This window comes from Pseudomonas sp. MCal1 (assembly GCF_026341415.1).
Lineage (GTDB): Bacteria > Pseudomonadota > Gammaproteobacteria > Pseudomonadales > Pseudomonadaceae > Aquipseudomonas.
Genome location: NZ_JAKUMP010000006.1, coordinates 120,937 through 145,854, shown reverse-complemented (window position 1 = coordinate 145,854; position 24,918 = coordinate 120,937). Strand labels below are relative to the sequence as shown.

General features: G+C 61.5%; 22 protein-coding genes and 1 pseudogene. 12 read left to right on the top strand and 11 right to left on the bottom strand.

The window, feature by feature from the left end; genetic code table 11:
- Window positions 1-10 precede the first annotated feature (10 nt).
- The 3 genes from MKZ87_RS12115 to hmpA all read right to left on the bottom strand — a co-directional run bounded on the left by MKZ87_RS12115 (window position 11) and on the right by hmpA (window position 2,507).
- Window positions 11-520, bottom strand: a complete 510-nt coding sequence (locus tag MKZ87_RS12115; RefSeq protein WP_007956723.1) for a disulfide bond formation protein B — start codon at window positions 518-520, stop codon at window positions 11-13.
- 25 nt (window positions 521-545) lie between these two features.
- On the bottom strand, window positions 546-1,106 hold the full coding sequence (locus MKZ87_RS12110) for an ester cyclase (protein WP_085701770.1): 561 nt from the start codon (window positions 1,104-1,106) through the stop codon (window positions 546-548).
- Window positions 1,107-1,325: 219 nt separating this feature from the next.
- On the bottom strand, window positions 1,326-2,507 hold the full coding sequence (gene hmpA / locus MKZ87_RS12105) for an NO-inducible flavohemoprotein (protein WP_085701771.1): 1,182 nt from the start codon (window positions 2,505-2,507) through the stop codon (window positions 1,326-1,328).
- A 163-nt stretch (window positions 2,508-2,670) separates the two neighbouring features.
- Here hmpA and norR point away from each other — a divergent pair, with 163 nt between their 5' ends.
- The 5 genes from norR (at window position 2,671) to MKZ87_RS12080 (ending at window position 7,062) form a co-directional block, all read left to right on the top strand.
- Window positions 2,671-4,224, top strand: coding sequence for a nitric oxide reductase transcriptional regulator NorR (gene norR, locus MKZ87_RS12100; RefSeq protein ID WP_085700815.1), 1,554 nt, complete (start codon window positions 2,671-2,673; stop codon window positions 4,222-4,224).
- Between the two features lie 123 nt (window positions 4,225-4,347).
- Window positions 4,348-5,250, top strand: coding sequence for a chemotaxis protein CheV (locus tag MKZ87_RS12095; RefSeq protein WP_085700816.1), 903 nt, complete (start codon window positions 4,348-4,350; stop codon window positions 5,248-5,250).
- Between the two features lie 27 nt (window positions 5,251-5,277).
- Window positions 5,278-5,736, top strand: coding sequence for a GNAT family N-acetyltransferase (locus tag MKZ87_RS12090; protein WP_085701772.1), 459 nt, complete (start codon window positions 5,278-5,280; stop codon window positions 5,734-5,736).
- 171 nt (window positions 5,737-5,907) lie between these two features.
- The gene (locus tag MKZ87_RS12085; RefSeq protein WP_085701773.1) at window positions 5,908-6,225 is read left to right on the top strand and encodes a hypothetical protein; all 318 of its coding nucleotides are present in this window, start codon (window positions 5,908-5,910) and stop codon (window positions 6,223-6,225) included.
- An 87-nt stretch (window positions 6,226-6,312) separates the two neighbouring features.
- Entirely contained in the window at window positions 6,313-7,062 is a 750-nt protein-coding gene (locus MKZ87_RS12080; protein WP_085701774.1) for a YkgJ family cysteine cluster protein, read from the top strand.
- Here the strand turns inward: MKZ87_RS12080 and MKZ87_RS12075 are convergent.
- The 4 genes and pseudogenes from MKZ87_RS12075 to MKZ87_RS12065 form a co-directional block, all read right to left on the bottom strand.
- Window positions 7,059-8,123, bottom strand: a complete 1,065-nt coding sequence (locus MKZ87_RS12075; protein ID WP_371918953.1) for a methyl-accepting chemotaxis protein — start codon at window positions 8,121-8,123, stop codon at window positions 7,059-7,061. The two genes, MKZ87_RS12080 and MKZ87_RS12075, sit on opposite strands and share 4 nt — an antisense overlap.
- Before the next feature lie 243 nt (window positions 8,124-8,366).
- Window positions 8,367-8,648: pseudogene (locus MKZ87_RS29015) on the bottom strand (PAS domain-containing protein); the annotation flags it as partial.
- 147 nt (window positions 8,649-8,795) lie between these two features.
- The gene (locus tag MKZ87_RS12070; protein ID WP_085701776.1) at window positions 8,796-9,023 is read right to left on the bottom strand and encodes a hypothetical protein; all 228 of its coding nucleotides are present in this window, start codon (window positions 9,021-9,023) and stop codon (window positions 8,796-8,798) included.
- Window positions 9,024-9,156: 133 nt separating this feature from the next.
- On the bottom strand, window positions 9,157-9,516 hold the full coding sequence (locus MKZ87_RS12065; RefSeq protein WP_085700822.1) for a DUF6124 family protein: 360 nt from the start codon (window positions 9,514-9,516) through the stop codon (window positions 9,157-9,159).
- A gap of 1,015 nt (window positions 9,517-10,531) precedes the next feature.
- Here MKZ87_RS12065 and MKZ87_RS12060 point away from each other — a divergent pair.
- From MKZ87_RS12060 to MKZ87_RS12030, 7 genes are all read left to right on the top strand, one after another.
- Window positions 10,532-11,692 (top strand): efflux RND transporter periplasmic adaptor subunit, encoded by a 1,161-nt coding sequence (locus tag MKZ87_RS12060; protein ID WP_085701777.1) that lies wholly within the window; start codon window positions 10,532-10,534, stop codon window positions 11,690-11,692.
- Complete coding sequence (locus MKZ87_RS12055; RefSeq protein ID WP_085701778.1) at window positions 11,689-14,790, top strand: multidrug efflux RND transporter permease subunit; 3,102 nt, start codon at window positions 11,689-11,691, stop codon at window positions 14,788-14,790. The genes MKZ87_RS12060 and MKZ87_RS12055 overlap by 4 nt, the downstream gene beginning before the upstream one ends.
- Before the next feature lie 8 nt (window positions 14,791-14,798).
- The gene (locus MKZ87_RS12050; RefSeq protein WP_227233495.1) at window positions 14,799-15,476 is read left to right on the top strand and encodes a heavy metal response regulator transcription factor; all 678 of its coding nucleotides are present in this window, start codon (window positions 14,799-14,801) and stop codon (window positions 15,474-15,476) included.
- Complete coding sequence (locus MKZ87_RS12045; RefSeq protein WP_085700826.1) at window positions 15,466-16,830, top strand: heavy metal sensor histidine kinase; 1,365 nt, start codon at window positions 15,466-15,468, stop codon at window positions 16,828-16,830. The genes MKZ87_RS12050 and MKZ87_RS12045 overlap by 11 nt, the downstream gene beginning before the upstream one ends.
- Before the next feature lie 243 nt (window positions 16,831-17,073).
- Window positions 17,074-17,298 carry a hypothetical protein gene (locus MKZ87_RS12040; protein ID WP_085700827.1) on the top strand — a complete coding sequence of 75 codons (225 nt, stop codon included), beginning with the start codon at window positions 17,074-17,076 and terminating at the stop codon, window positions 17,296-17,298.
- Between the two features lie 193 nt (window positions 17,299-17,491).
- Window positions 17,492-18,808, top strand: a complete 1,317-nt coding sequence (locus MKZ87_RS12035; protein WP_234205965.1) for an OprD family porin — start codon at window positions 17,492-17,494, stop codon at window positions 18,806-18,808.
- Between the two features lie 112 nt (window positions 18,809-18,920).
- On the top strand, window positions 18,921-20,426 hold the full coding sequence (locus MKZ87_RS12030; RefSeq protein ID WP_227233500.1) for a sensor domain-containing diguanylate cyclase: 1,506 nt from the start codon (window positions 18,921-18,923) through the stop codon (window positions 20,424-20,426).
- 61 nt (window positions 20,427-20,487) lie between these two features.
- Here the strand turns inward: MKZ87_RS12030 and lpxC are convergent, their stop codons facing one another.
- The 4 genes from lpxC to MKZ87_RS12010 all read right to left on the bottom strand — a co-directional run bounded on the left by lpxC (window position 20,488) and on the right by MKZ87_RS12010 (window position 24,918).
- Window positions 20,488-21,399, bottom strand: coding sequence for a UDP-3-O-acyl-N-acetylglucosamine deacetylase (lpxC, locus tag MKZ87_RS12025; RefSeq protein ID WP_007956752.1), 912 nt, complete (start codon window positions 21,397-21,399; stop codon window positions 20,488-20,490).
- 112 nt (window positions 21,400-21,511) lie between these two features.
- Entirely contained in the window at window positions 21,512-22,708 is a 1,197-nt protein-coding gene (gene ftsZ / locus MKZ87_RS12020; RefSeq protein WP_085700830.1) for a cell division protein FtsZ, read from the bottom strand.
- Between the two features lie 68 nt (window positions 22,709-22,776).
- The gene (gene ftsA / locus MKZ87_RS12015; RefSeq protein WP_266200967.1) at window positions 22,777-24,036 is read right to left on the bottom strand and encodes a cell division protein FtsA; all 1,260 of its coding nucleotides are present in this window, start codon (window positions 24,034-24,036) and stop codon (window positions 22,777-22,779) included.
- Window positions 24,037-24,051: 15 nt separating this feature from the next.
- Window positions 24,052-24,918 carry a cell division protein FtsQ/DivIB gene (locus MKZ87_RS12010; RefSeq protein ID WP_085700832.1) on the bottom strand — a complete coding sequence of 289 codons (867 nt, stop codon included), beginning with the start codon at window positions 24,916-24,918 and terminating at the stop codon, window positions 24,052-24,054.

Sequence of the window (24,918 nt, the reverse complement as noted above, 5' to 3'; positions counted from 1 at the left end):
AAAAGTTGATTCAGCGCAGTGCTTTTCGGTTACGCGAGGTCAGCAGCGGCACCAGAATCACCACCAGCACGAAGGCCACCAGTGCCCATTGCGCCAGCGACAGGCCAAGGATCGGCGGGTACGGCGTCGAACAGAAACCGTCGACCTGGAAGCCCAGCGGGAAGATCTTCGCCAGCGGCAAATCATCGACGATCGGCTGCAACACATCGATGCCGCAACTCACCGCCGGATAAAACTGGGTGTACACGTGATGCCCGGCAACACCGGCCCCGGCGATGGCACAAATCACCACCAGCACCTCAAACACCGTGATGCTGCGGCGGGTGCGCATGGCCGCGCCGATGAACGCGAACAGCGCGATCAGCAGCAACGCATAACGCTGCAGGATGCACAGCGGGCACGGTGCCTCGCCCAGCACGATCTGCATGTACAGCGCGCCGCCGATCAGCGCCAGGCAGATGATGCCCAGCAACACCAGATAGCGCCGCTCACGTCCCAATCGAATCGTTTCCTCGCTCATCGCGTTTCCCTTTCATGTCCATGGTTCAGCTGGCCGGCGGCTGCGCTTGCAGTTGCGCCATCAGGCTGATGTTGTCTTCGATATGCCAATTGGCCGCGATGCGACCGTTGTCGATCTGATAGATATCGGTAGCCCGGAAGTCTACACGCTGGCCCTGCCCTTTGAGAGCCTTGAACGTGCCGGTGAAATGCCCGCGAAAGTGCAGATGCACCACCACGCGATCCCCGGCGACGATCATTTGCTCGATCTCGCAACTCAAGTCCGGCACCGCCGTGCGAAAGAACTTCGATGCCAGCAGTGGCCCGGTCGGCCCCTGCACCCGGCCTTCCGGTGGAGTCTTGTCGACAAACTGCGGCGACAGGGCCGCAGTGGCCAGCGCCTCTTCGCCGGTGTTCCAGAAACTGCCGTAACGCCGTGCCGCCAGTTCCATCGCATCACGCTGCGCCTTGGGCAGGCTCTGATCGACGATCAGGGTCCGGGGTTCGATCAAGGCGGACTCGGCAAAGGCAAACGGGCTGGACAACAAGGCAACCGACAGGCCCAACGTGGCCAGGCTGAAACGACGGGAAGAGGCGAAGTGCGACATGGGGCGATCCTGATCATGTAAACGAACGAGCGCCTATCATCAGCATCGGGGAATAAACGATAAACCGGTTAAGAAACGATTAACCTTTAAACAGAATTTAAGAATCAAGACCGCATAACGGCCAATCGTCGGATCGCCGCCCGGAGCAGGCTCGCTCCCACAACGGATTGCATTCCAGTATGGGAGCTTGCTCGCGAATGAAGGCGACTCGATTCCGGATTATTCCAGAGCAGCAGCCGGCCCGAAGAACTCATACCGGCTCTGCTTCTCCGGAACGCCCAGTGCCTTCAGATGACGCTTGATCGCCCCCATGAAGCCTTTGGGCCCAAGGAAGTAGGCGTCCACATCACGCTCCGCCGGCAACCACTCGCCCAGTTGCTCCTCGCTCAACAACCCGACCTTGTCCGCCGCCGGGCTCACGCCGTCATCTTCGGCGTAGCAATAGAAGCGCTTGAGCTGCGGATGACGCGCCGCGAGCCCGTCGATCCAGTCACGGAACGCATGCACGCTGCCGTTGCGGGCGCTGTGGATGAAGTACACCGGACGCTCGGTTTCCAGTGCCGCTTCCAACATCGCCAGCGTCGGCGTGATACCGACGCCGCCGCTGATCAGTACCAGCGGTTTGTCGCTGGCAGTCAGGGTGAACTCGCCCGATGGGGGGAACAGTTGGATGCTGGAACCGACATGCAACTGATCGTGCAAATAATTGGAAGCTCGGCCACCCGGTTCACGCTTGACGCTGATGCGGTACTGACCTTTGTTGGCCAGGGCCGACAGCGAGTAGTTACGGCGGATTTCTTCGCCGTCGAGCATCAGCTTCATGCCGATGTACTGACCGGGCTCGGCTGCCAGGATCGGGCCCTTGTCCGCCGGCTCGAAGTAGAACGAAGTGATTTCCGCACTCTCTTCGACCTTGGCTGCGACGATGAACTCCCGCGCCCCGCGCCAGCCGCCGACGGCTTGCTCTTTCTGGTCATAAATGGCGGTTTCGGCGCCGATCAGGATCTCGGCCAACTGACCGTAGGCAGCGCCCCAGGCACTCATCACTTGCGGCGTGGCGATTTCTTCGCCGAGCACTTCGGAGATCGCGCGCAACAGGCAGGTGCCAACGATCGGGTAGTGTTCCGGCAGGATCTGCAACGCCACGTGCTTGTTGATGATCTTCGCCACCAGATCGCCCAACTGGTCGAGCTGATCGATGTGACGGGCGTACATCAACACGCCGTTTGCCAAGGCGCGAGGCTGGTCACCGCTGGCCTGGTGGGCCTGGTTGAACAGCGGGCGGACTTGCGGGTATTCGGAGAGCATCATGCGGTAGAAATGGGTGATCAGCGCTTCACCGCCGCTTTCCAGCAGAGGCACAGTGGATTTGACGATGGCACGATCCTGGACGCTAAGCATAAGGGTGACTCCTGAGCTTTCTCTAAAAGTGCGTCATCCATTCCAGTAATCGTGCCAACTATTTTTTCTATATAAATCAAGCATTTGAAAATTATGTAGTCAGATCGACACAAGCACCTCTATAGTCGCTTCGACTACAACATGTCTCTTTGACTACAAACCCATGTCCGCCAAATCATTGCTCACCGCCCTGCTCCCCCTGGTCTCCGACCTGTCCCGCGAACTGCCCGAAGGCGAGCGCTACCGACGCCTGCTCGAAGCCATGCGCGCCCTGCTGCCGTGCGACGCTGCGGCCCTGCTGCGTCTCGACGGTGAATGGCTGGTGCCACTGGCGGTGGACGGTTTGAGTACCGATACCCTCGGCCGCCGCTTCAAGGTCAGCGAACATCCGCGTTTTGAAGTGCTGCTGGCCGGTGAAGGACCCACCCGCTTTGCCGCCGACAGCGATCTGCCCGATCCGTATGACGGACTGGTCGACGGCCTCGACGACCACCTCGAAGTTCACGATTGCCTCGGTTGCCCGTTGTTCGTCGATGAAAAACTCTGGGGGCTGATCACCCTCGACGCCCTCGATCCCGAACGTTTCGAACCGATCGAACTCGACGCCCTGCAAGCCTTCGCCAGCCTCGCCTCGGCCACGGTCAATGCCGCCGAACGCATTGAGCGCCTGGCCATTCGTGCCGAGGACGAACACCAGCGCGCCGAGGTCTATCGCCAGGCCAGCGGCCAGCAGAACCGCGAAATGATTGGCCAGAGCAAGGCGCATAAACGGCTGGTGGAAGAAATCAATCTGGTCGGTGGCAGCGACCTGACCGTGCTGATCACCGGCGAAACCGGGGTCGGCAAAGAGCTGGTGGCCCAGGCGATCCACGCCGCATCCAAGCGCGCCGACAAACCGATCATCAGCCTCAATTGCGCGGCCCTGCCGGACACGCTGGTGGAAAGCGAACTGTTCGGCCACGTGCGCGGCGCCTTTACCGGCGCCACCAGCGACCGACGCGGCAAGTTCGAACTGGCCAACGGCGGCACGCTGTTTCTGGATGAAGTCGGCGAGTTGTCGCTGACCGTCCAGGCCAAGCTGTTGCGGGTGTTGCAGAGCGGCCAGTTGCAACGTCTGGGTTCGGACAAGGAGCATCAGGTCGATGTGCGCCTGATCGCCGCGACCAACCGCGACCTGGCCGAAGAAGTGCGCAGCGGCCGCTACCGCGCCGACTTCTACCATCGCCTCAGCGTCTACCCGTTGCGGGTGCCGGCACTGCGTGACCGGGGGCGCGACGTGTTGCTGCTCAGCGGCTATTTCCTGGAGCAGAACCGCTCGCGCATGGGCCTTAACAGCCTGCGCCTGAACAGCGACGCCCAGGAAGCACTGCTGGCCTACACCTGGCCGGGCAATGTGCGGGAACTGGAGCATTTGATCGGACGCAGCGCACTGAAGGCGCTGGGTAACTGCAAGGTGCGGCCGAAGATCCTCAGCTTGAGCGCGATGGATCTCGATCTGCCGCGCGAGATTGTGGATAACTCGCCGGCGCCGTCTGAAGCGACTGCCACTGCGCCATTGATCAGCGGTGACCTGCGTGCAGCCACCGAGCAGTATCAGCGGCAGTTGATCAGTGCAGCGCTTGAGCGCAATCAGGACAACTGGGCCAGCGCCGCCCGCGAACTGGGGCTGGACCGGGCGAACCTGGGGCGGCTGGCCAAGCGGTTGGGGATGAAATAAAAGTCCCGCCGTCGGATTGGCGCCAGAATCCCTAAAGCCTGCCGGTTACAAGTCGATAACCCGGCATCGATACCTGCTGGCGATCCGTGCGATCGCCGCTCACCTTTTCCACAGAAGGTTTTTATGTCTTCCAACAAAGCCCGCGCAGATTCACTTTCGCTTCTGCTGTTTACCTTGCGCAGCGGCAAGCTGATGGCGATCAACCTGCTGAAGGTCAGTGAAATCATCCCCTGCCCGCCGCTGACCAAGCTGCCGGAGTCGCACCCGCACGTCAAAGGCATCGCCACCCTGCGCGGTGCTTCGCTGTCGGTGATCGACCTGAGCCGCGCCATCGGCGAGCGGCCGCTGGAAGATCCGAACGGCGGCTGCCTGATCGTCACCGACGTCAGCCGCTCGAAACAGGGCCTGCACGTGCAGGCGGTGAGCAAGATCGTGCATTGCCTGACCACCGACATCAAACCGCCGCCGTTCGGTTCCGGTGGTTCGCGCGCCTACATCACCGGCGTGACCTCGGTGGACGGCACGCTGGTACAGGTGCTGGACATCGAAAAAGTCATCCACGGCATCGCCCCGGCGCAGATCGAAATGGCCCCGACCGAGCTGAGCATGGAAGACGCCGAAGTGCTGGGCAACGCGCGAATCCTGGTGGTCGACGACAGTCAGGTGGCGCTGCAGCAATCGGTGCACACCCTGCGCAACCTCGGCCTGCAATGCCATACCGCGCGCAGCGCCAAGGAAGCCATCGACTGCCTGCTGGACCTGCAAGGCACGGCGCAGCAGATCAACCTGATTGTCTCGGACATCGAAATGTCTGAGATGGACGGCTACGCCTTCACCCGCACCCTGCGCGAAACCCCGGACTTCGCCCACCTCTATGTGCTGCTGCACACCTCGCTGGACAGCGCGATGAACAGCGAAAAGGCCCGCCTCGCCGGGGCCAACGGCGTGCTGACCAAGTTCTCCTCGCCCGAGCTGACTCACTGCCTGATCGAAGCGGCCAAGCATGTCGCTGCTCACGGCCACTGAGTCTTGAGCGAGACGTTCTGTTTTCTGATGCGGCGCGACCTGAACCAGGACGTGCCGGCCATCGAATGGCCGAACGGTACCAAACTCACCCCCTACAGCGCCGAACGCGCGGCCGTCGTGCATGAACTGATGCTGATCGGCTACCGCGAAGGCGGTGGTCGGGTGCCGGCGCTGGACGTCTGGCAACAGCAGTTCGAAAACGATCCGGAATACGATCCGGCACTGTGTTTCATTGCAAGCGATGCCGCAGGCGTCATTGGCGTGGCGCAATGCTGGACCAGTTCCTACATCAAGAATCTGGTGGTGCATCCTCGCGCCCAGGGCCATGGACTGGGTCGGGCGTTGCTGCTGCATGCGTTCAAGGTATTTCAGGATCGGCGTGAAGGGTTTGTCGACCTGAAGGTGCTGGAGAGCAACCATCGGGCGCTGAGCTTGTACGAAAGAACTGGAATGTATGTGGTCCGCCGGGAACTGGTGCCGGACTGACAGACTGCCATCACAGGCAAGCCAGCTCCCACAGGTTTCCGGGTGCTTGCAAAATCTGAATACGTCATCAATCCCCTGTGGGAGCGGGCTTGCCCGCGATGACGGCCGCAAGACAACTTTCCTCGCTCAGGCATACTCCAATCCTGGACTGAACCCAAGGATGCCCGAACCATGAAACGCCTCGCCCTCTCCGTACTTTGCCTCATCGCCCCATTGACCCACGCCTCCAGCCCCGACGCCTGGGCGGCCTACGACAAAACCGTGCTCGCCAGTTGCACCAAGGCCAGCGGCCTGAAAAACGCCAAACCAGTCGGTAACGCCGCGCAATTCGATGACCGCGTCGGCTACACCGCGCTGTTGCTGCAAGGCCAGTACCCGCAAAAACACATGAAGGGCCAGCAAGGCACCGAGCTGTGCCTGTACAACAAAAAGTCGAAAACCGCGTTTGTCACCGAGTGGGACTCGATCCGCCCGACTGCCAAACCCTGAGCGAGTGGCGCACAACTTGCTTCACTCCGGGCCTGTACGGCGGCTTTATGTCGCCGATTCACACCCTGATTGAAGATTGCCCGCTCAATGAATACGACCTTTTCCTGCGTAGGCTGCGGCAAATGCTGCACCGATCACCATGTGCCTCTGACCCTGGCCGAAGCCCGTATGTGGGCGGCCGACGGCGGTCAGGTGATCGTGCTGGTGGAGGCGTTTCTCGCCAACGGCCTGGGCCTCCCGCAACAGCAGCGCGAACATGCGCAACGTCGTTCGGCGGTGGTGCGCAGCGGAATGTCCGACGCCCATGTGGCAATCACTTTTGCCGCCTACAACGTCGGCCCCTGCCGGAATCTTGACGAAGACAAACTGTGCCGCATCTACGAGCGCCGACCGTTGGTGTGTCGCATCTATCCCGCCGAAATCAATCCGCACATTGCGCTGAACCCTGCCGCCAAGGACTGCCCGCCGGAGTCGTGGGAGCAAGGGCCGGACCTGATCGTCGGTGGTGAACTGGTGGATCAGGAACTGCTGACACTGATCCAGCGCTCCCGTCAGGCAGATCGCGATGACATCCGGATCAAGGATGCGATCTGCGGTTTGCTCGGCATCCGCACCACCGCGCTCAAGGGCGACGGGTTCACCGCATACCTGCCGGACATGAGCGCGTTTGCCTCGGTGATCGATCAGGTCACGTCGCAGCCACTGACTGCCGGCCACAGCGAATGGCTGTTCCATGTCTCCGGCGACGACATCGCCGGGCAAGTGCGCGCGGCCGGAGCACAAGTGGTGTCCGAGCCGCCGCAGACTTACGCGTTCATTTCGTTGCGGGCGGCCTAAACGCCCTGCCGCCGCCCCCAGAACTCCCGCGCCAGCGAACGCAAATCCCCCGCCAGCCCCGCCACGTCCTGTGAATTGAGCTGGCTCTGGCGCCCCTCATCCACTGTCAGCTCGCAAGCCGTGCGAATACTGACGATGTTGCGGTTGATGTCCTCACTCACCGCGCTCTGTTCTTCGACCGCTGCGGCAATCTGCAGGCTCATCTCGGTAATCTGCTCGACCCGCCCGCTGATCCCGTCCAGCGCCCGCGCCGCACGTTGCGCCTGTTCGACGCTGTTATCCACATGTTCGCTGCTCTGCTGCATCACCAGCACCGCATCCCGCGCACCGTTTTGCAGGGTGCTGATCATCCGTTGAATCTCGTTGGTCGACTGCTGGGTGCGCTGGGCCAGCCCCCTCACCTCGTCGGCCACCACCGCGAACCCACGCCCGGCATCCCCGGCCCGGGCCGCTTCGATCGCCGCGTTGAGCGCCAGCAGATTGGTCTGCTCGGCGATGCTGCGAATCACCTCCAGCACCCCGGAAATCTCGCTGCTGTGGTCTTCGAGCTGATGAATCACCTCGGTGGCCCGCCCCAACTCCTCGGCCAGCCGCAACACCGCACTGCGACTCTCGCCCACCAGCAGATGCCCTTCACGGGTTTCCGTCCCGGCCATATCCGCCGCCACCGAGGCCTGCTGCGCATGGCTGGCCACCTGCGCGACACTGGCCGCCATCTGATGAATCGCCGCCGCCACCTGATCGGTTTCCGCCTGCTGCGCCAACGTGCTGGTGTGACTGCTGTGCAGATGATCCACCAGTTGCGCCGCATGTCCGGCCAGCCGTTGCGACGCATCACCGATCCGCCCGACCACCGCGCCGACCTGTGCTTCAAGCATCTGCAAGGCAAACTCGATCTGCCCGAACTGATCCCGCCGCCCGGTATAAATGCCCTGGCTCAACGGGTTATCAGCAATCACCCGAGCACGCTCGGTCAGCCGCTCCAACGGCCCCAGCAACCAACCCACGCCCAGCGCACACGCGCCACTGCCAGCCACTAGCGCGACGGCTTCGATGCCCATGGATTCAGGCCGCAGCCAGGCTTCCATCCCCAGCACCACCGCCAGCACCGAACTGGTCAACGCCATGATCTTCGCCCGCAAACCCAACACCGGCAGCCGCTGCCACCACGCCACCCGCCCCTCGCGCAACTGCGCATACGCCCGCTGCGCCGCCGCAATCTGCCGCGCGTCCGGCCGCGTGCGCACCGACTGATACTCCACCGCCGCGCCGTTCTGCGTGACCGGCGTGACATAGGCACTGACCCAGTAGTGATCACCGTTCTTGCAACGATTCTTCACCAGCCCCATCCACGACCGCCCGCGCTTGAGCGTTTGCCACATATGGGCAAACGCCTGCGCGGGCATGTCCGGATGACGCAGCAAATTGTGCGGCGCGCCCAGCAGCTCGTCGCGGCTGTAACCGCTGATCCTGATGAAATCGTCGTTGGCGTAGGTGATCGCGCTGGTCAGATCGGTGGTCGAGAGAATGTTCGCATCCGGCGCAACATCGACATTGCGCCCGGTCACCGGGAGATTGATCTTCATGGAAAGCGCGCTCGTTTTATTGGAAAGAGTCGGCAGGGCTGCTGACTCTAAGCGCACTCATCGGTTAAACGTTGATCTGGCTCAGGAACTGAGCAATTAGCCATCACTGTGACCGAAAATCACAGCGACGGCCGAGGCGGGAATGAATCAGCGCTTGCCCATCGAACGGCGCGTGCCCGACGGCGCCACACCCGGGGTCCTGGCGTGACGGTCACCGTCCTTGCCCTTGAACTGCGGCTGCCTGGCGCCTTTGGCGGCGGCCAGCTCACCTGGTTTGAACGGAAACTTGAAGGCAGGAATGGTCGGTTTAGTCTCGCCGGCCTCGGCCAGCTCTGCCGGGACATCGCTCACAGCGTTGTCGATTGGGGAAGTCATGAAAGCTCCGGGAAGCAAAAGTCCGGCCCGGTGAATGAGCCGCGAAGACGCGCAGTATACCTGCGCGCGCAGACTTTAAAGAGCCCCCGAAAGGGCATGACCGGTTCCTTTTCGGGACTCTTCGCCTAGCGGATCACGTTGGCGGATCAACCCGATCCAGCGCCCGATTCACTGCAAGCTCAGCCAGCATGATGATCTGCTGGATCCCGAGCGCCGTACTGCGCTGCGGGCCTGTGAGTTCGTTGGCGAAATTGCTGGCGATGGTACTGGCCGAGGCCAGGGATTCGCAGGCATTGACCAACAGGCTTTCGGTATCGACGTTGGGAGTGACCATGTACATCGTGCTCGGGCGTGGTTTCGAGGGCTTCGGGCAAAGGTAATAGTCGAGGGCGCGTTTGATGGCTTCGCGGTTACGGGCGAGGTCTTCGGCGCGCATGGCTTCTTCGAGAGGGGTGGGGGATTCGTAGGGTGGATCGGGTATCAGTTTGTCCATGAAAAACTCCTACTTGGCTATGGAGCCATCCCTCGTCGTTTCCACACGACAAAAGGTGGCAGCTGTACGCAGGGTGGAAAACCGATAAGTAGGCAACCGGCCAGACCGAAGTCTGCCTGCGCACAGCCGCCGCGACGCAGTTTGCAGACGAAAGAAGACGTCGGCAACGGTTACGGGGAGAAGCTTTGCAACTACTTGAAATCAGGTTTCCACACCTGTTCGCTGAATTGGCAGCGACAGCCAAAGACTAGAGAGCGTGCTTCCGACGGACAACCTGAAAACCTTGTGGGAAGGTTCAGTGAATCCCACACATCTTTAAACATTCGAAAATGGAACGCGGAGCGTCCCGGGCTGCATTCCCACGCGGAGCGTGGGAACGATCAAAAGCACTGCAACAACAAACGGTACCCCCCCCCCCACATTTCCAAACATCCGAAAATGGAACGCGGAGCGTCCCGGGCTGCATTCCCACGCGGAGCGTGGGAACGATCAGAGCAAAAGCAGTCCGCTTTCTGCTTTCTGCTTTCTGCTTTCTGCTTTCTGCTTCTAACCACTCAACACAATGAGCGTTAGCTCGAGTACCGCTTTTGACGTGCCGGCCCCATCGGAAGGCTGAGTGGAGGGATTTATCCGGGGGTGGGAGCGCAGCGACCGTGCGGCGCAGCCGCATGCATCGAGAGGAGGTGCAGCGAAGCAAACCGTAGGCGATGCCCCCGGATGAATCCCGGAACGAAGGAACGCCGAGCCACAGCGAGGCGCCGAACGCAGGGGCCAAGCCTTTTGGTTCCTTTTTGGCGTTTGAAAAAGGGACTCGCCGTAAGGGCGAAACCGCCAGCCGCAACACCCGAAGAAACGGATATACACCCAAACCCAAAACAGCATGGTCGGCCCAAAGGCCGCCAAGTCAAAAGCTGAAACTGACAGCGCCGTCAGTTAGCCGTCACCCTCCTGACCCGCAAACAAGTTTATAAAGACAAAACCTGCCCAAACCCCGTCCCCCTGGCGCCCCACAAGCATGCAAATCCAGAAGAAAAAGGCCCTGCTCGCCACCCTGCTGATCGCCCTTGCAGCCGCCGGCCTGTGGTATGCGGTAAAACCCGCCCCGGCCAAACTGGCCGCCCCCACCGCCATCCCGGTGCGGGTCGTCGCCGTCAGCGAAAAAGACGTACCCCGCTACACCAGCGGCATCGGCTCGGTCCTCTCGCTGCACAGCGTGGTGGTGCGCCCACAGATCGACGGCATCCTCACCAAGCTGTTGGTCAAGGAAGGTCAACTGGTAAAACAGGGCGACCTGCTCGCCACCATCGACGACCGCTCGATCCGCGCCAGCCTCGACCAGGCCCGGGCGCAACTGGGCGAAAGCCAGGCGCAACTGCAAGTCGCTCTGGTCAACCTCAAGCGCTACAAACTGCTGAGCGTCGACGACGGCGTATCGAAGCAGACCTACGACCAGCAACAGGCACTGGTCAACCAGCTCAAGGCCACCGCCCAGGGCAATCAGGCTTCGATTGACGCGGCTCAGGTACAACTTTCCTACACCCAGATTCGCTCCCCGGTCACCGGCCGCGTCGGGATTCGCACGGTCGACGAAGGCAATTTCCTGCGCATGACCGACACCCAGGGTCTGTTCACCGTGACCCAGATCGACCCGATCGCCGTCGAGTTTTCCCTGCCCCAGCAAATGCTGCCGACCCTGCAAGGCTTGATCAGCGATCCGCAGCGCGCTCAGGTCAAGGCGTACATCGGCGCCGACACCGACGGAGAAACCGGCAACCTGCTGGGGGAAGGTCACCTGACGCTGATCGACAACCAGATCAACGCCAACACCGGCACCATCCGCGCCAAGGCCGAATTCGACAACCCGGACCAGAAGCTCTGGCCCGGCCTGCTGGTGACGGTAAAGATTCAGACAGCGCTGGATAAAGATGCGCTGGTGGTCCCGCCCACCGTCGTACAACGCGGCCTCGATCAACACTTCGTGTACCGGGTCAACGGCGACAAGGTTGAAGCCGTGCAAGTGCAGATGGTTTACCAGGGCAGCGGCCAGGACATCATCAAGGGCGTGAAACCCGGCGACGTATTGGTCAGTGATGGCCAGTCGCGGCTCAAGCCCGGCTCGACCGTGCAGGTCATGAGCGAACCGCCGCAGGTGGTGCAAGCGGAGCCCCAGCCATGAAGCAGCACAAAGGCGTTTCGACCTGGTGCATCGATCATCCGGTGGCGACGATTCTGCTGACCATCGCGCTGGTACTGGTCGGAGTGATTGCCTTCCCGCGCCTGCCGGTCGCCCCGTTGCCGGAAGCGGAATTTCCGACGATTCAAGTTTCCGCACAGTTGCCCGGCGCCAGTCCGGACACCATGGCCTCGTCCGTGGCCACGCCGCTGGAGGTGCAATTCAGCGCCATCCCCGGCATGACCCAGATGACCTCCAGCAGTGCGCTGGGCTCCACTCTGCTGACCCTGCAATTCACCCTCGACAAGAGCATCGACACCGCCGCCCAGGAAGTGCAGGCCGCAATCAACACCGCCGCCGGCAAACTGCCAAAAGACATGCCGACCCTGCCGACCTGGAGGAAGGTCAACCCGGCCGACAGCCCGGTGCTGATCCTCAGCGTCAGCTCCACGCAAATGCCCGGCACCGAACTCAGTGACCTGGTGGAAACCCTCCTTGCGCGTCAGATCAGTCAGATCGACGGCGTAGGCCAGATCAACATCACCGGCCAGCAACGTCCGGCGATTCGCGTACAGGCCTCGGCGGACAAACTGGCAGCCATCGGCCTGACCCTCGCCGATATTCGCGTGGCGATCCAGCAGACCAGCCTCAACCTCGCCAAAGGTGCGCTGTACGGCGAGTCGAGCATTTCCACGCTGTCGACCAACGACCAGTTGTTCCACCCCGAGGAATACAGTCAGCTCATCGTTTCCTACAAGGACGGCGCCCCGGTTCACCTCAAGGATGTCGCCAAAGTCGTCAACGGTTCGGAAGATGCCTACGTGCAAGCGTGGGCTGGCGATCAGCCGGGCGTGAACCTGGTGATCTTCCGCCAGCCCGGCGCCAACATCGTCGAAACGGTGGACCGGATTCAGGCCGCCCTGCCCGGCCTCGAAGCCATGCTGCCAGCCTCGGTGCAGGTCAAAACCCTGATTGACCGTACCCAGACCATCCGCGCCTCGCTGCATGAAGTGGAAATCACTTTGCTGATCGCGATCCTGCTGGTGGTGGCGGTGATGGCACTGTTCCTGCGTCAGCTGTCGGCAACGATGATCGTTTCGGCGGTACTCGGCGTGTCGCTGACCGCCAGTTTCGCCCTGATGTACTTGCTCGGTTTCAGCCTGAACAACCTGACGCTGGTGGCCATCGTCGTGGCGGTAGGTTTCGTGGTCGACGATGCGATCGTGGTGGTGGAAAACATTCACCGCCACCTCGAGGCCGGCGACAGCATGCGCGACGCCGCAATCAAGGGCGCCGGCGAGATCGGTTTCACCGTGGTCTCGATCAGTTTTTCGCTGGTGGCGGCGTTCATTCCGCTGCTGTTCATGGGTGGCGTGGTCGGGCGGTTGTTCAAGGAATTTGCCCTGACGGCCACCTCGACCATCCTGATTTCCGTGGTGGTGTCGCTGACTCTGGCGCCAACCCTCGCCGCGCTGTTCATGCGCAAACCGGTGCATCACGCCCATGACAGACCGGGCTTCAGCGAACGCCTGCTCGGCTGGTACGAGAAGGGCCTGCGCCGCGCCCTCGCCCACCAGAAACTGATGATCGGCGTGTTCGGCCTTTCCGTCGCACTGGCGATTGGCGGCTACGTGTTTATCCCCAAAGGGTTCTTCCCGGTGCAGGACACCGGCTTCGTCCTCGGCACCACCGAAGCTGCAGCCGATATCTCCTACAGCGACATGGTGAAAAAACACCTGGCGATGGCCGAAATCGTCGCCGCCGATCCGGCCGTCCAGGCGTTTTCCCACTCGGTGGGCGTATCCGGCAGCAACCAGACCATCGCCAACGGGCGCTTCTGGATTGCGCTGAAAAAACGCGGCGACCGAGATGTTTCAGCCAGCCAGTTCATCGACCGCATTCGTCCGCAACTGATGAAAGTCCCCGGCATCGTGCTTTACCTGCGCGCCGGCCAGGACATCAACCTCAGCTCCGGCCCGAGCCGTGCTCAGTATCAATACGTGCTCAAGAGCAACGACGGGCCGACCCTCGCCACCTGGACCCAGAAACTCACCGAAAAGCTGCGCAGCATTCCGGCGTTCCGTGACATTTCCAACGACCTGCAACTGGGCGGCAGCATCACCCACATCAGCATCGACCGCAGCGCCGCCGCGCGTTTCGGCCTGACGGCGAGTGATGTCGATGAAGCGCTGTACGACGCCTTCGGCCAGCGGCAGATCAACGAATTCCAGACTCAGGTCAACCAGTACAACGTGATCCTGGAGCTGGACACCAAGCAGCGCGGCAAGGCCGAAAGCCTCAACTATTTCTACCTGCGCTCACCGCTGAGCGGAGAAATGGTGCCGCTGTCGGCGCTGGCCCGCTTCGACGCGCCGACCATCGGCCCGCTGTCCATCGCCCACGACGGCATGTTCCCGGCCGCCAACCTGTCGTTCAACCTGGCGCCCGGTGTGGCACTGGGCGATGCAGTGATTCTGCTCAATCAGGCCAAAGCCGAAATCGGCATGCCGACCGCAATCAGCGGCAACTTCCAGGGCGCGGCCCAAGCGTTCCAGAGTTCGCTGAAAAGTCAGCCGTGGCTGATTCTCGCGGCGCTGGTGGCGGTGTACATCATCCTGGGCGTGCTCTACGAGAGCTTCGTCCATCCGCTGACGATCATCTCGACCCTGCCGGCGGCGGGTCTGGGCGCGGTGATCATGCTGTGGATCTGCGGTCAGGACTTTTCGATCATGGCGCTGATCGGGCTGGTACTGCTGATCGGTATCGTCAAGAAGAACGGAATCCTGATGATCGACTTCGCCCTTGAGGCGCAGCGTCATCGCGGGCTGTCGCCGCAGGATGCGATTTTCGAAGCGTGTATCACGCGGTTCCGGCCGATCATCATGACCACCCTCGCCGCGCTGCTAGGCGCGCTGCCGCTGATGCTCGGCTACGGCACCGGCGCCGAACTGCGCCAGCCGCTGGGGATCGCGGTGGTGGGCGGCTTGCTGGTCAGCCAGATGCTGACGCTGTTCACCACGCCGGTCATATACTTGTGGCTTGAGCGGCTGTTCCACAAGCCCAAACCTGCGCCCGTCGCGGCGCTGGCAACGACAGACTGAGGCGGGTCATGCGCGTTCTGATTATCGAAGACGAAGAGAAAACCGCGGACTACCTGCACCGCGGCCTGACGGAACAGGGTTACACCGTGGATCTGGCCCGCGACGGTATCGAGGGCCTGCACCTGGCGCTGGAAAGCGACTACGCGGTGATCGTCCTCGACGTGATGCTGCCGGGCCTCGACGGTTTCGGCGTGCTGCGCGCATTGCGTGCGCGCAAGCAGACACCGGTGATCATGCTCACCGCCCGCGAGCGGGTCGAGGACCGGATCAGGGGCCTGCGCGACGGCGCCGACGATTACCTCGGCAAACCGTTTTCCTTCCTCGAACTGGTGGCGCGCCTGCAAGCGCTGACCCGCCGCAGCGGTGGCCATGAACCGGTGCAAGTGAGCATCGCCGACCTGTGGATCGACCTGATCAGCCGCAAGGCCACCCGCGCCGGTACCCGGCTGGATCTGACGGCGAAAGAGTTTTCGCTGCTCAGCGTGCTGGCCCGGCGTCAGGGCGAAATCCTGTCGAAAACCGCGATTGCGGAAATGGTCTGGGACATCAATTTCGACAGCGACGCCAACGTCGTCGAAGTCGCGATCAAGCGCCTGCGGGCCAAGCTCGACGGGCCGTTCGAGGAGAAATTGCTGCACACGATCCGCGGCATGGGTTATGTGCTGGAGAGCCGCGGTGTCCAGTAACTCAATAGCGCTGCGCCTGAGCGGGATGTTCACGCTGGTGGCGCTGCTGGTCTTCCTGTTGATCGGCGGCGCGCTGTATCAACAAGTGGACAAGGGCCTCGGCCTGCTGCCGGAAGCGGAACTGGATGCGCGTTACAGCGTGCTCGAATCCGCGCTCAACCGCTATGGCACTCCCGAGCATTGGGTAAAGATCAATGCCAAGCTCAAGCTGCTCGGCGAAGAAGACAAGCGCATCCATTTCTGGGTGGTCAGCGGCAATCCGGGGTACGAATTCGGCGAGCCGGATGCCTTGATCCGTGCGTTCGCCCAAGGTGCGCCGGGCATGCGCGACCTGCAACTGCCCAACCATCCTTACCCGCTGAAAGTGCTGCTGACCGAACTGCCGGCCAAGGATCAGCGCCCGCCGCTGCGCTTCATGATCGGCATCGACACCGAGACCCTTCACCAGACCCAGCATCAGTTGCTGATCGCGCTGATCAGTCTGGCGGTGATCGGCGTGCTGCTGGCCTCGGCATTGGGTTACTGGGTGGCGCGAATCGGCCTCAAACCGCTGATCAAACTGTCCCATGAAGCCCAACGTCTGGCGCCGCCGTTGCGGGCCGGGCGCCTGCGCATGTCGCCATTGCCGCCGGAACTGGAGCAGTTCGTCGACTCGTTCAACTCGACGCTGGAGCGGGTTGAACAAGCCTATTCGCGGCTTGAATCCTTCAACGCCGACGTCGCCCATGAACTGCGCTCGCCGTTGACCAACCTGATCGGCCAGACCCAGGTCGCGCTGACTCGCGGGCGCTCTGCCGAGCATTATTTCGAAGTGCTGCAATCCAACCTCGAAGAGCTGGAACGCCTGCGCTCGATCATCAACGACATGCTGTTTCTGGCCAGCGCCGATCAGGGCAGCAAGGCCACCAAACTGACCTCGACTTCACTGGCCGATGAAGTGGCGACCACCCTCGAATACCTCGACTTCATTCTCGAAGATGCGCAGGTTCAGGTTCGGGTGAGCGGCGATGCGCAGGTGCAGATCGAGATCGCTCATCTGCGCCGGGCGTTGATCAATCTGCTGAGCAACGCGGTGCAACACACCGCGCCCGGACAGGTGATCGAAGTGCAGATCGCGGTCGAGGAACATCAGGTCAGCATCGGCGTGGCCAACCCCGGCTCGCCGATTGCCAGCGAGCATTTACCGCGCTTGTTCGAGCGTTTCTACCGGGTCGATGCATCGCGCACCAACAGCGGCAACAATCACGGGTTGGGGCTGGCGATCGTCAAGGCGATTGCGTTGATGCATGGCGGCGACGTGTTTGTGCGCAGTGATCGCGGGATCAATACCTTCGGGATTCACTTGCCGGTCTGACCCCACCCCTCATCGTTCCCACGCTCTGCGTGGGAATGCCGCCCGGGACGCTCCGCGTTCCATTCCAAAGTCGAACACAGAGCTTCCATCAAGGTGTTCCCACGCCGAACCCAGTAATGTTCACCTGTTGATCTTTGCTTGCGCTGTAACAGTCATTTATGAAAATCACGCTGTTTCCCAACGCCCGGCAACCTTATCTTTGCCCGCACCAAACAGCACTTGCCAAGCAAGAAGGTTTTCAAGATGTCCAACAGTATGGGTATTGCCAGCGCTTTCGTTTTGTCCTCATTGATCCTGTCGCCGATGGCGATGGCTGAAGAATCGCAGTCGTTCGCAGCGCACAATGCAGCTCGCGCTCAAGCGTATGAACAGCATCAGGCAGAAATGATGGCCAAGGCCAAGGACGCCACGCAAGCCCCGCAGGCCGGCCTTTCCCAAGCGCAGTCCGACTCCGGATCCGACAGCTGAGGCGCGCACCGCTCCGTTTCCCTCGACGCGGTTGTTTGGCTCTTCCCGTTCAACCGTCGTCCTTCCAGGCCGCTGATTTTCAGCGGCCTTTTTTCGTTGTGGTGTGAAAGCTGTCTGGTGCGTCTTTAACAACTGAAACATCCCGCACCTCAAGACATTGAAGTGTCAGTTGACCCAAGGAGCTTTACCGCACGTGCGTTACCCAGTTCGCTTTACCCCGCTGTTCATTGCAATTGCCGCAACGATTGCCCCCGCCGCCCATGCTGCCGAAGCCGAGAAACAAGGTTTCATCGAAGGCGCGAGTCTCAACCTCAACGCGCGCAACTACTACATGAATCGCAACCGTCTGCAGCAGACGGATGACAACATCGAGTGGGGCCAGGGTTTGCTCGGCAAATTCGAGTCGGGTTACACCGAAGGCACGGTCGGCTTCGGCATTGATGCCCACGCCATGCTCGGTCTGAAACTCGACGGCGGTGGCGGCACCGATAACTCCAGCATCCTGCCCGTCAGCGACGGCAACGGCAAAGCGCCGGGCTCGTTCTCCACGGCGGGCGGTACGCTGAAAATGCGTGCGTTCGATACCGAACTGAAGGCCGGTGACCTGTTCCTCGCCAATCCGGTGATCGCCGGTGGCGAGACGCGCATGCTGCCGCAGACTTTTCGTGGCCTCAGCCTGACCAACCACAGCTTCGACGGCTGGATGATCGAAGGCGGCCAGGCCAGTTTCACCAAACCCTACAACCAGAGTGGCCACAAACGCATCGGCACTTCTTACGGCACCCTCGCCGACGGCGACAAGAGCCGACACCTGAACTGGGCCGGCGTGGCCTGGAGCGGTGTCGAAGGCCTGACCAGCAGTCTGTACGCCTCCGAGTTGAAGGACATCTGGAACCAGTACTACTACGACCTCGACTACACCTGGGCGCTGAACGATCGGGTGACCCTCAACCCGGGCCTGCACTTCTATCACACGCAGGACACCGGCGACGCGCTGCTGGGCAACATCGACAACAACACCTACAGCCTGCATCTCACCGTGGGTATCGGCAATCACAGCGTCACCGCCGCGTACCAGCGGATCAACGGCAACACGCCGTTCGATTACATCAGCCAGGGCGACAGCGTTTACCTCGACAACTCGCAGCAGTACTCGGACTTCAACGGCCCGAACGAGCGCTCGTGGAAACTCAAGTACGCCTACGATTTCGCAGGACTCGGCTTGCCAGGCCTGACCTCTTCGTTGTCCTACTCGCGCGGCACGCTGGACCTGACCAAGGTCGATCCGCAGAGCAAGGGTTACGCCTCGTGGTACAGCGCCGATGGCGGCAACGCCAAACACTGGGAGCGCGATATCGACCTCAAGTACGTGGTGCAGAGCGGTCAGGCCAAAGACCTCGCAGTGCGCCTGCAATGGGCGACCAACCGTGGCGGCAACGGTTACGGTGCGCTGGATACGGACACGGATGAATACCGTGTGATCATCGACTACCCGATCAACGTCTTCTAAGATCGGCGCTACAGTTGAGAGGCCGGCCTTATGCGCTGGCCTTTTTCTTGCGTGTGCGGCAGCGACGTTTGTACAACTACGCTTATAAGACTCCTCAACCGACAACCCAACCATGATCGCGAGCCGTACCCCACCTGCTGCGGGCAAGACCGGACGTCCCGAGCTGCTGCTGATCCTCGGCAGCCTGCTGAGCGTGATCGCGATTGTGTGTATCGTCACGTTCCTGCTGATCCGCGAACACGCCAACGCTCAGGAATCGGCCACCCGCAGCGCCACTACCATTGCCCAGTTGATCGACGCCGATGTGCTGCGCACCGTCGAGTTGTATGACCTGACGTTGCAAGGACTGATCGCCGCCGCCCAGCGCGACGACCTGAAAAACGTGTCGCCGCAGATCCGTCACCTGGCGCTGTTCGATCGCTCCACCACAGCGCGTTTCAAGGGCGACATTCTGCTGCTCGACAAGCATGGCGAGGTCATCGCCGACTCCTCGCGGGTCGAACCGCTACCGGGCAATTTCGCCGACCGCGATTACTTCCTGGCCCACGCCTTCAACCGCGACGCCGGCATGTTCATCAGCCGCCCGTTCAAGCCCCGTTGCGATTGCGACGACGCCAACCAGTGGCGGATCAGTTTCAGCCGGCGGATTTCCTCGGACACCGGCGATTTCCTGGGCGTGGCCGTGGCGTCGATGAAACTCGACTACTTCGATCAGCTGTTCAACAGCCTCGATATCGGCATCGACAGCACCCTGAACATCATCAACAACGACGGCATCCTGCTGGCGCAAAAGCCTTACCTGCAAAGTGATTCGATCGGCAAGAGCTTCGCCACCCGGCCCAATGTGGTGCGGATCCTGCGCGACAGCAACGGCAGCGGCAGTTTCAACAGCATTTCGAGCATGGATTATCAGCAACGGCTGTACACCTATTCGCGGGTCGGCAATCTGCCGCTGACGGTGATCGTTGCCCTGTCCAGCGAAGAAGTATTCGGCGCGTGGCGACGCACGGCGATCCTGATCAGCGGCGCCACCGGCGTGCTGTGTGCCGGCCTGCTGTGGCTGACCTGGCTGCTGGCCCGGGAGCTGCGCCTGCGCCAGCGGGCCGAACGGGAACTGGCGCAATTGGCGGCGACCGATGCCCTGACGGGGGTCGCCAACCGGCGAATGCTCGATCAGTCGCTGCGCCACGAATGGTTCCGCGCCCAGCGCTCGGGCAAGCCGCTGTCATTGCTGATGATCGACGCGGACCACTTCAAGGCCTTCAACGACCGACACGGGCACCAGGCCGGGGATCAGGCGTTGCGTGAACTGGCCAGGGTAATCACCTCCAATGTGCGGCGTCCGGCGGATCTGGTGGCGCGGTATGGCGGTGAGGAGTTTTCGGTGATTCTCGCAGAGACCGACAGCCTGGGAGCACAACAGATCGCCGAGCACATTCGCGCGGCGGTGGAACAACTGCCGGGCGTGAATCAAGACCAGTCACCGATGACCGTGAGCATCGGCATCAGCACCTGGACAGCCACCAGCGAGATCAGCCTGGAGCAGCTGTTGTTCGCAGCGGACAAGGCGCTGTATCAAGCCAAGGAAGGTGGGCGAAACCGGGTAGTCATGGCCTGAGAGCAGGCATAAAAAAAGGCCACCCAAAGGTGGCCTTCAAAAAACTAGAGAGGTTTTTTACTTACACCGCCGCAACCGGGCGCATGTAAGAGATTGGTGCAGTGCTGGCGTCTTCGAACGTCACGACTTCCCAGGCATCTTTCTGCTCAATCAACTTGCGCAGTAGCTGGTTGTTCAGTGCGTGGCCGGACTTGAAGCCCTTGAACTCACCAATCAGGCTGTTGCCCAGCAGGTACAGGTCGCCAATCGCATCGAGGATCTTGTGCTTCACGAATTCGTCTTCATAGCGAAGGCCGTCTTCGTTCAGTACGCCATCGGCATCGACCACGATCGCGTTTTCCACGCTACCGCCGAGTGCGAGGTTGTGCTTGCGCAGGTACTCGATGTCACTCATGAAACCGAAAGTACGGGCGCGGCTGACTTCTTTTACGAACGAAGTGCTGGAAAAGTCCACGCTTGCACTTTGGGTGCGGTCCCGGAAAACCGGGTGATCGAAATCGATCTCGAAGCTCACCTTGAACCCTTCGAAAGGGACGAAAGTGGCGCGCTTGTCGCCGTCTTCCACTGTCACTTCACGCAGGATGCGGATGAATTTCTTGGCGGCGTCCTGTTCTTCCAAGCCAGCCGATTGAATCAGGAATACGAAAGGTCCTGCGCTGCCATCCATGATCGGGACTTCAGACGCGGAGAGCTCGACGTAGGCGTTATCGATGCCCAGGCCAGCCATGGCCGAGAGCAGGTGCTCCACCGTGTCTACCTTCACGTCACCGTTGACCAGCGTCGTCGACATGGTTGTCTCGCCGACGTTGGCCGCGCGAGCCGGTATCTCGACAACCGGATCGAGATCGGCACGACGAAAGACGATCCCGGTGTCGACAGGTGCAGGCTTGAGGGTCAGGTAAACCTTCTCCCCGGAGTGCAGACCTACACCGGTGGCACGGATAATATTTTTCAGTGTGCGTTGTTTAATCATGGCATGGGCCGCTTCAGCGCAAATTGCGAACTGGTATCAACAAAGGCTGGCGATGATAGCAGACCGAGCCTTTGCTGAACACCAATCACCTGAATACCCCTGATACATTTCATCAATCGGCCTGACGACGCAGGAAAGCCGGGATGTCCAGGTAGTCCAGGTCATCTTGCGGATTCATCTTCGCGGCAGTCGCAGCACCGGCCTGAGCCTGGTTGCGCATGACGGTCGGACGGTCCAGGTCACGGTAGTTCACCGCTGGCTGTTCCTGACGAGCGGGTGCCGGTTGCTGCACTGGAGCAGCCGCCATCGAGGTGTGAACGGTGTTGTCGATGACCTTCACAGGCTTCTCGATTTTCGCGCCCAGACCGGTAGCAACCACGGTCACGTGCAGTTCATCGCGCATGTCCGGATCGATCACGGTACCGACCTTGACCATTGCGTGCTCGGAAGCGAAGGCTTCGATGATCGAACCCACGTCGGAGTACTCACCCAGAGACAGGTCAGGACCGGCAGTGATGTTCACCAGGATGCCGCGTGCGCCTTGCAGGTTCACGTCTTCCAGCAGCGGGTTGCGGATGGCTGCTTCGGTCGCTTCACGTGCACGGTTCGGACCGCTGGCGCAGCCAGTGCCCATCATCGCCATGCCCATTTCGCTCATCACGGTGCGCACGTCGGCGAAGTCGACGTTGATCATGCCCGGACGCTTGATGATGTCGGAGATACCGCGAACGGCGCCGGCCAGTACATCGTCAGCCTTGGCGAAAGCCGACAGCAGGCTTGCGTCTTTACCGAGAATGGTCAGCAGTTTTTCGTTCGGAATGGTGATCAGCGAGTCGACGCTTTCCGAGAGCATGCGGATGCCTTCGTCGGCGATCTGCATACGCTTGCGACCTTCGAACGGGAACGGACGGGTCACGACCGCAACGGTCAGGATGCCCATTTCCTTGGCCACTTCGGCGATGATCGGCGCAGCACCGGTACCGGTACCGCCGCCCATGCCGGTGGTGATGAACACCATGTTGGTGCCGGCCAGCACTTCAGCAATGCGCTCGCGATCTTCCAGCGCAGCCTGACGGCCGACTTCCGGGTTGGCGCCGGCGCCCAGGCCTTTGGTCACGCCGGTGCCCAGTTGCAGAATGGTGCGCGCGCCGATGTTTTTCAGCGCTTGAGCATCGGTGTTGGCGCAGATGAATTCCACGCCTTCGATGTTGCTCTTGACCATGTGGTTGACAGCGTTGCCGCCGCCACCGCCAACACCGATAACTTTGATTACCGGGCTTGCGGGGATGTTGTCTACGAGTTCGAACATTTTCCCTCTCCTTACATTCTCTAGTTTTTTCGCCTACTGCTGATTTGTTGCGGTGCTGCGGTAAAGCGTTAGAAGTTGCCTTGAACCCACTTCTTCAAACGGTCCAGCAACGGCGCCTGCGGCTCATCGCTGCTGTAGCTGTCGCGGTTGCTGATGCCCGAGAACGAGATCCCGTCGGACTGCTTCTGCAGGCCGTACATCAACAAGCCAACGCCAGTGGAATAAATCGGGTTGCGTACCACGTCATCCAGCCCCTTCACGCCGTGCGGCACGCCCAAGCGGACCGGCATGTGGAAGATTTCTTCGGCCAGTTCGGTAGCGCCTTCCATCTTCGAGGTACCACCGGTCAGCACGATGCCGGCCGGGATCAGGTCTTCGTAGCCGCTGCGGCGCAGCTCGGCCTGGATCAGGGTGAACAGTTCGTCGTAACGCGGCTCGACCACTTCGGCCAGTGCCTGACGCGACAGTTCGCGCGGCGGACGGTCGCCGACGCTCGGCACCTTGATGGTCTCGCCGGCACCGGCCAGTTTGGCCAGGGCGCAGGCGTAACGGATCTTGATTTCTTCGGCGTACTGGGTCGGAGTGCGCAACGCCATGGCGATGTCGTTGGTCACCTGGTCGCCCGCGATCGGGATCACCGCCGTGTGGCGGATGGCGCCTTCGGTGAAGATCGCGATGTCGGTGGTGCCGCCGCCGATGTCGACCAGGCAAACGCCCAGCTCTTTTTCGTCGTCGGTCAGGACCGAGTAGGCCGAGGCCAGTTGCTCAAGAATGATGTCGTCGATTTCCAGACCGCAGCGACGCACGCATTTTTCAATGTTCTGTGCAGCGTTGACGGCGCAGGTGACCACGTGAACCTTGGCTTCCAGACGCACGCCGGACATGCCCAGCGGCTCGCGCACGCCTTCCTGGTTATCGATCACGTAATCCTGCGGCAGGGTGTGCAACACACGCTGGTCAGCCGGGATCGCCACGGCCTGGGCGGCGTCGAGTACGCGCTCCAGGTCAGCGGAGCTGACTTCGCGGTCGCGGATCGCGACGATGCCGTGGGAGTTCAGGCTGCGGATGTGATTGCCTGCCACGCCGACGAACGCCGAGTGAATGCGGCAGCCCGCCATCAACTGGGCTTCCTCGATCGCGCGCTGGATCGACTGCACGGTGGACTCGATGTTGACCACCACGCCTTTTTTCAGGCCGCGGGACGGATGGGTGCCGATCCCGACGATATCGAGCGTGCCGTCGTCCGCAACCTCGCCGACCAGCGCCACCACCTTGGAGGTGCCGATATCGAGACCGACGATCATTTTGCCGCTTTGCACGTTTGCCATGGGTCCTGCCTCTTCTTAATTCTTTGCGACAGCGGGTTGGGCTGTCGTCGGCGCTACTGGTTCCCGCCAGCCAACAGCGAGGCCGTTGGCGTAGCGCAGATCGATGCGCGCAATGTTCGTAATCTGGTCTTTAAGCGTCTTGTCGTAGATGGCAATGAAGCGGCGCATCCTTTCCACCAGGTTGCCGCGTCCCAGCAGCAGTTCGATCCCGGGACCGGAACTGCCGGCACCGGTGGTCAGGAACCAGCTGCCACGTTCACGCAGCTCGAGCCGCGCAATCGAGAAGCCCAATGGCCGGAGCATCTGGCTCAGTACCTGGTATTGCTGCATCACTTGCTGCTGGGCCCGCTGCGGGCCGAACAGCTGCGGCAGGTGTTCGTAGTTCGCCAGTTCCTTGGGCGTGAACGCCTGGCCCTGGTTGTTGAGCAACGACTCGTCGCCCCAGCGGGCCACCGGCAGTTGCTCTTCGAGGCGGATCACCACCTGATCCGGCCAGACCCGACGTACTTCGGCGTGGGCGATCCACGGCATCTGCTCAAGCTCGGTGCGCATGCTCGCCAGGTCGATGGTGAAGAAGCTCGACGCCACGTACGGGGCGATCCGCTGCTGCACCGCTTGCTGGCTGATGTAACTCAGGTCGCCCTGCACGGCGATCTTGGTGATCGGCCGGTCGGCGTACGGCAACAAACGCTGCGCGCCTTCGTAAGTACCGAACCCCAGGGCCACCAGCAGCACCGGCCAGAACAGACTTTTCAAGAAGCCGAAGTTGGCTTTCGGCAGGCGCGCGGACATCGGCTCTTTGGCCACCATTCGGCTGGCACCCCGCGGCACCGGCTTGCGGCCGGGTGCGGGTGGCTGATGTCTGAGATGTGCGCCTTGCAT

Excerpts from the sequence above, each read along its gene's own strand:
- MKZ87_RS12050 (WP_227233495.1), top strand. The coding sequence starts at position 14,799 with ATGCGCGTTCTGATTATCGAAGACGAAGAGAAAACCGCGGACTACCTG.
- lpxC (WP_007956752.1), bottom strand. The coding sequence starts at position 21,399 with ATGATTAAACAACGCACACTGAAAAATATTATCCGTGCCACCGGTGTA.
- ftsZ (WP_085700830.1), bottom strand. The coding sequence starts at position 22,708 with ATGTTCGAACTCGTAGACAACATCCCCGCAAGCCCGGTAATCAAAGTT.
- ftsA (WP_266200967.1), bottom strand. The coding sequence starts at position 24,036 with ATGGCAAACGTGCAAAGCGGCAAAATGATCGTCGGTCTCGATATCGGC.
- MKZ87_RS12090 (WP_085701772.1), top strand. The coding sequence starts at position 5,278 with ATGCGGCGCGACCTGAACCAGGACGTGCCGGCCATCGAATGGCCGAAC.
- MKZ87_RS12040 (WP_085700827.1), top strand. The coding sequence starts at position 17,074 with ATGTCCAACAGTATGGGTATTGCCAGCGCTTTCGTTTTGTCCTCATTG.
- MKZ87_RS12065 (WP_085700822.1), bottom strand. The coding sequence starts at position 9,516 with ATGGACAAACTGATACCCGATCCACCCTACGAATCCCCCACCCCTCTC.
- MKZ87_RS12010 (WP_085700832.1), bottom strand. The coding sequence starts at position 24,918 with ATGCAAGGCGCACATCTCAGACATCAGCCACCCGCACCCGGCCGCAAG.
- hmpA (WP_085701771.1), bottom strand. The coding sequence starts at position 2,507 with ATGCTTAGCGTCCAGGATCGTGCCATCGTCAAATCCACTGTGCCTCTG.
- MKZ87_RS12095 (WP_085700816.1), top strand. The coding sequence starts at position 4,348 with ATGTCTTCCAACAAAGCCCGCGCAGATTCACTTTCGCTTCTGCTGTTT.
- MKZ87_RS12030 (WP_227233500.1), top strand. The coding sequence starts at position 18,921 with ATGATCGCGAGCCGTACCCCACCTGCTGCGGGCAAGACCGGACGTCCC.
- MKZ87_RS12085 (WP_085701773.1), top strand. The coding sequence starts at position 5,908 with ATGAAACGCCTCGCCCTCTCCGTACTTTGCCTCATCGCCCCATTGACC.
- MKZ87_RS12055 (WP_085701778.1), top strand. The coding sequence starts at position 11,689 with ATGAAGCAGCACAAAGGCGTTTCGACCTGGTGCATCGATCATCCGGTG.
- MKZ87_RS12080 (WP_085701774.1), top strand. The coding sequence starts at position 6,313 with ATGAATACGACCTTTTCCTGCGTAGGCTGCGGCAAATGCTGCACCGAT.
- MKZ87_RS12070 (WP_085701776.1), bottom strand. The coding sequence starts at position 9,023 with ATGACTTCCCCAATCGACAACGCTGTGAGCGATGTCCCGGCAGAGCTG.
- MKZ87_RS12060 (WP_085701777.1), top strand. The coding sequence starts at position 10,532 with ATGCAAATCCAGAAGAAAAAGGCCCTGCTCGCCACCCTGCTGATCGCC.
- MKZ87_RS12075 (WP_371918953.1), bottom strand. The coding sequence starts at position 8,123 with ATGGGCATCGAAGCCGTCGCGCTAGTGGCTGGCAGTGGCGCGTGTGCG.
- MKZ87_RS12110 (WP_085701770.1), bottom strand. The coding sequence starts at position 1,106 with ATGTCGCACTTCGCCTCTTCCCGTCGTTTCAGCCTGGCCACGTTGGGC.
- MKZ87_RS12115 (WP_007956723.1), bottom strand. The coding sequence starts at position 520 with ATGAGCGAGGAAACGATTCGATTGGGACGTGAGCGGCGCTATCTGGTG.
- norR (WP_085700815.1), top strand. The coding sequence starts at position 2,671 with ATGTCCGCCAAATCATTGCTCACCGCCCTGCTCCCCCTGGTCTCCGAC.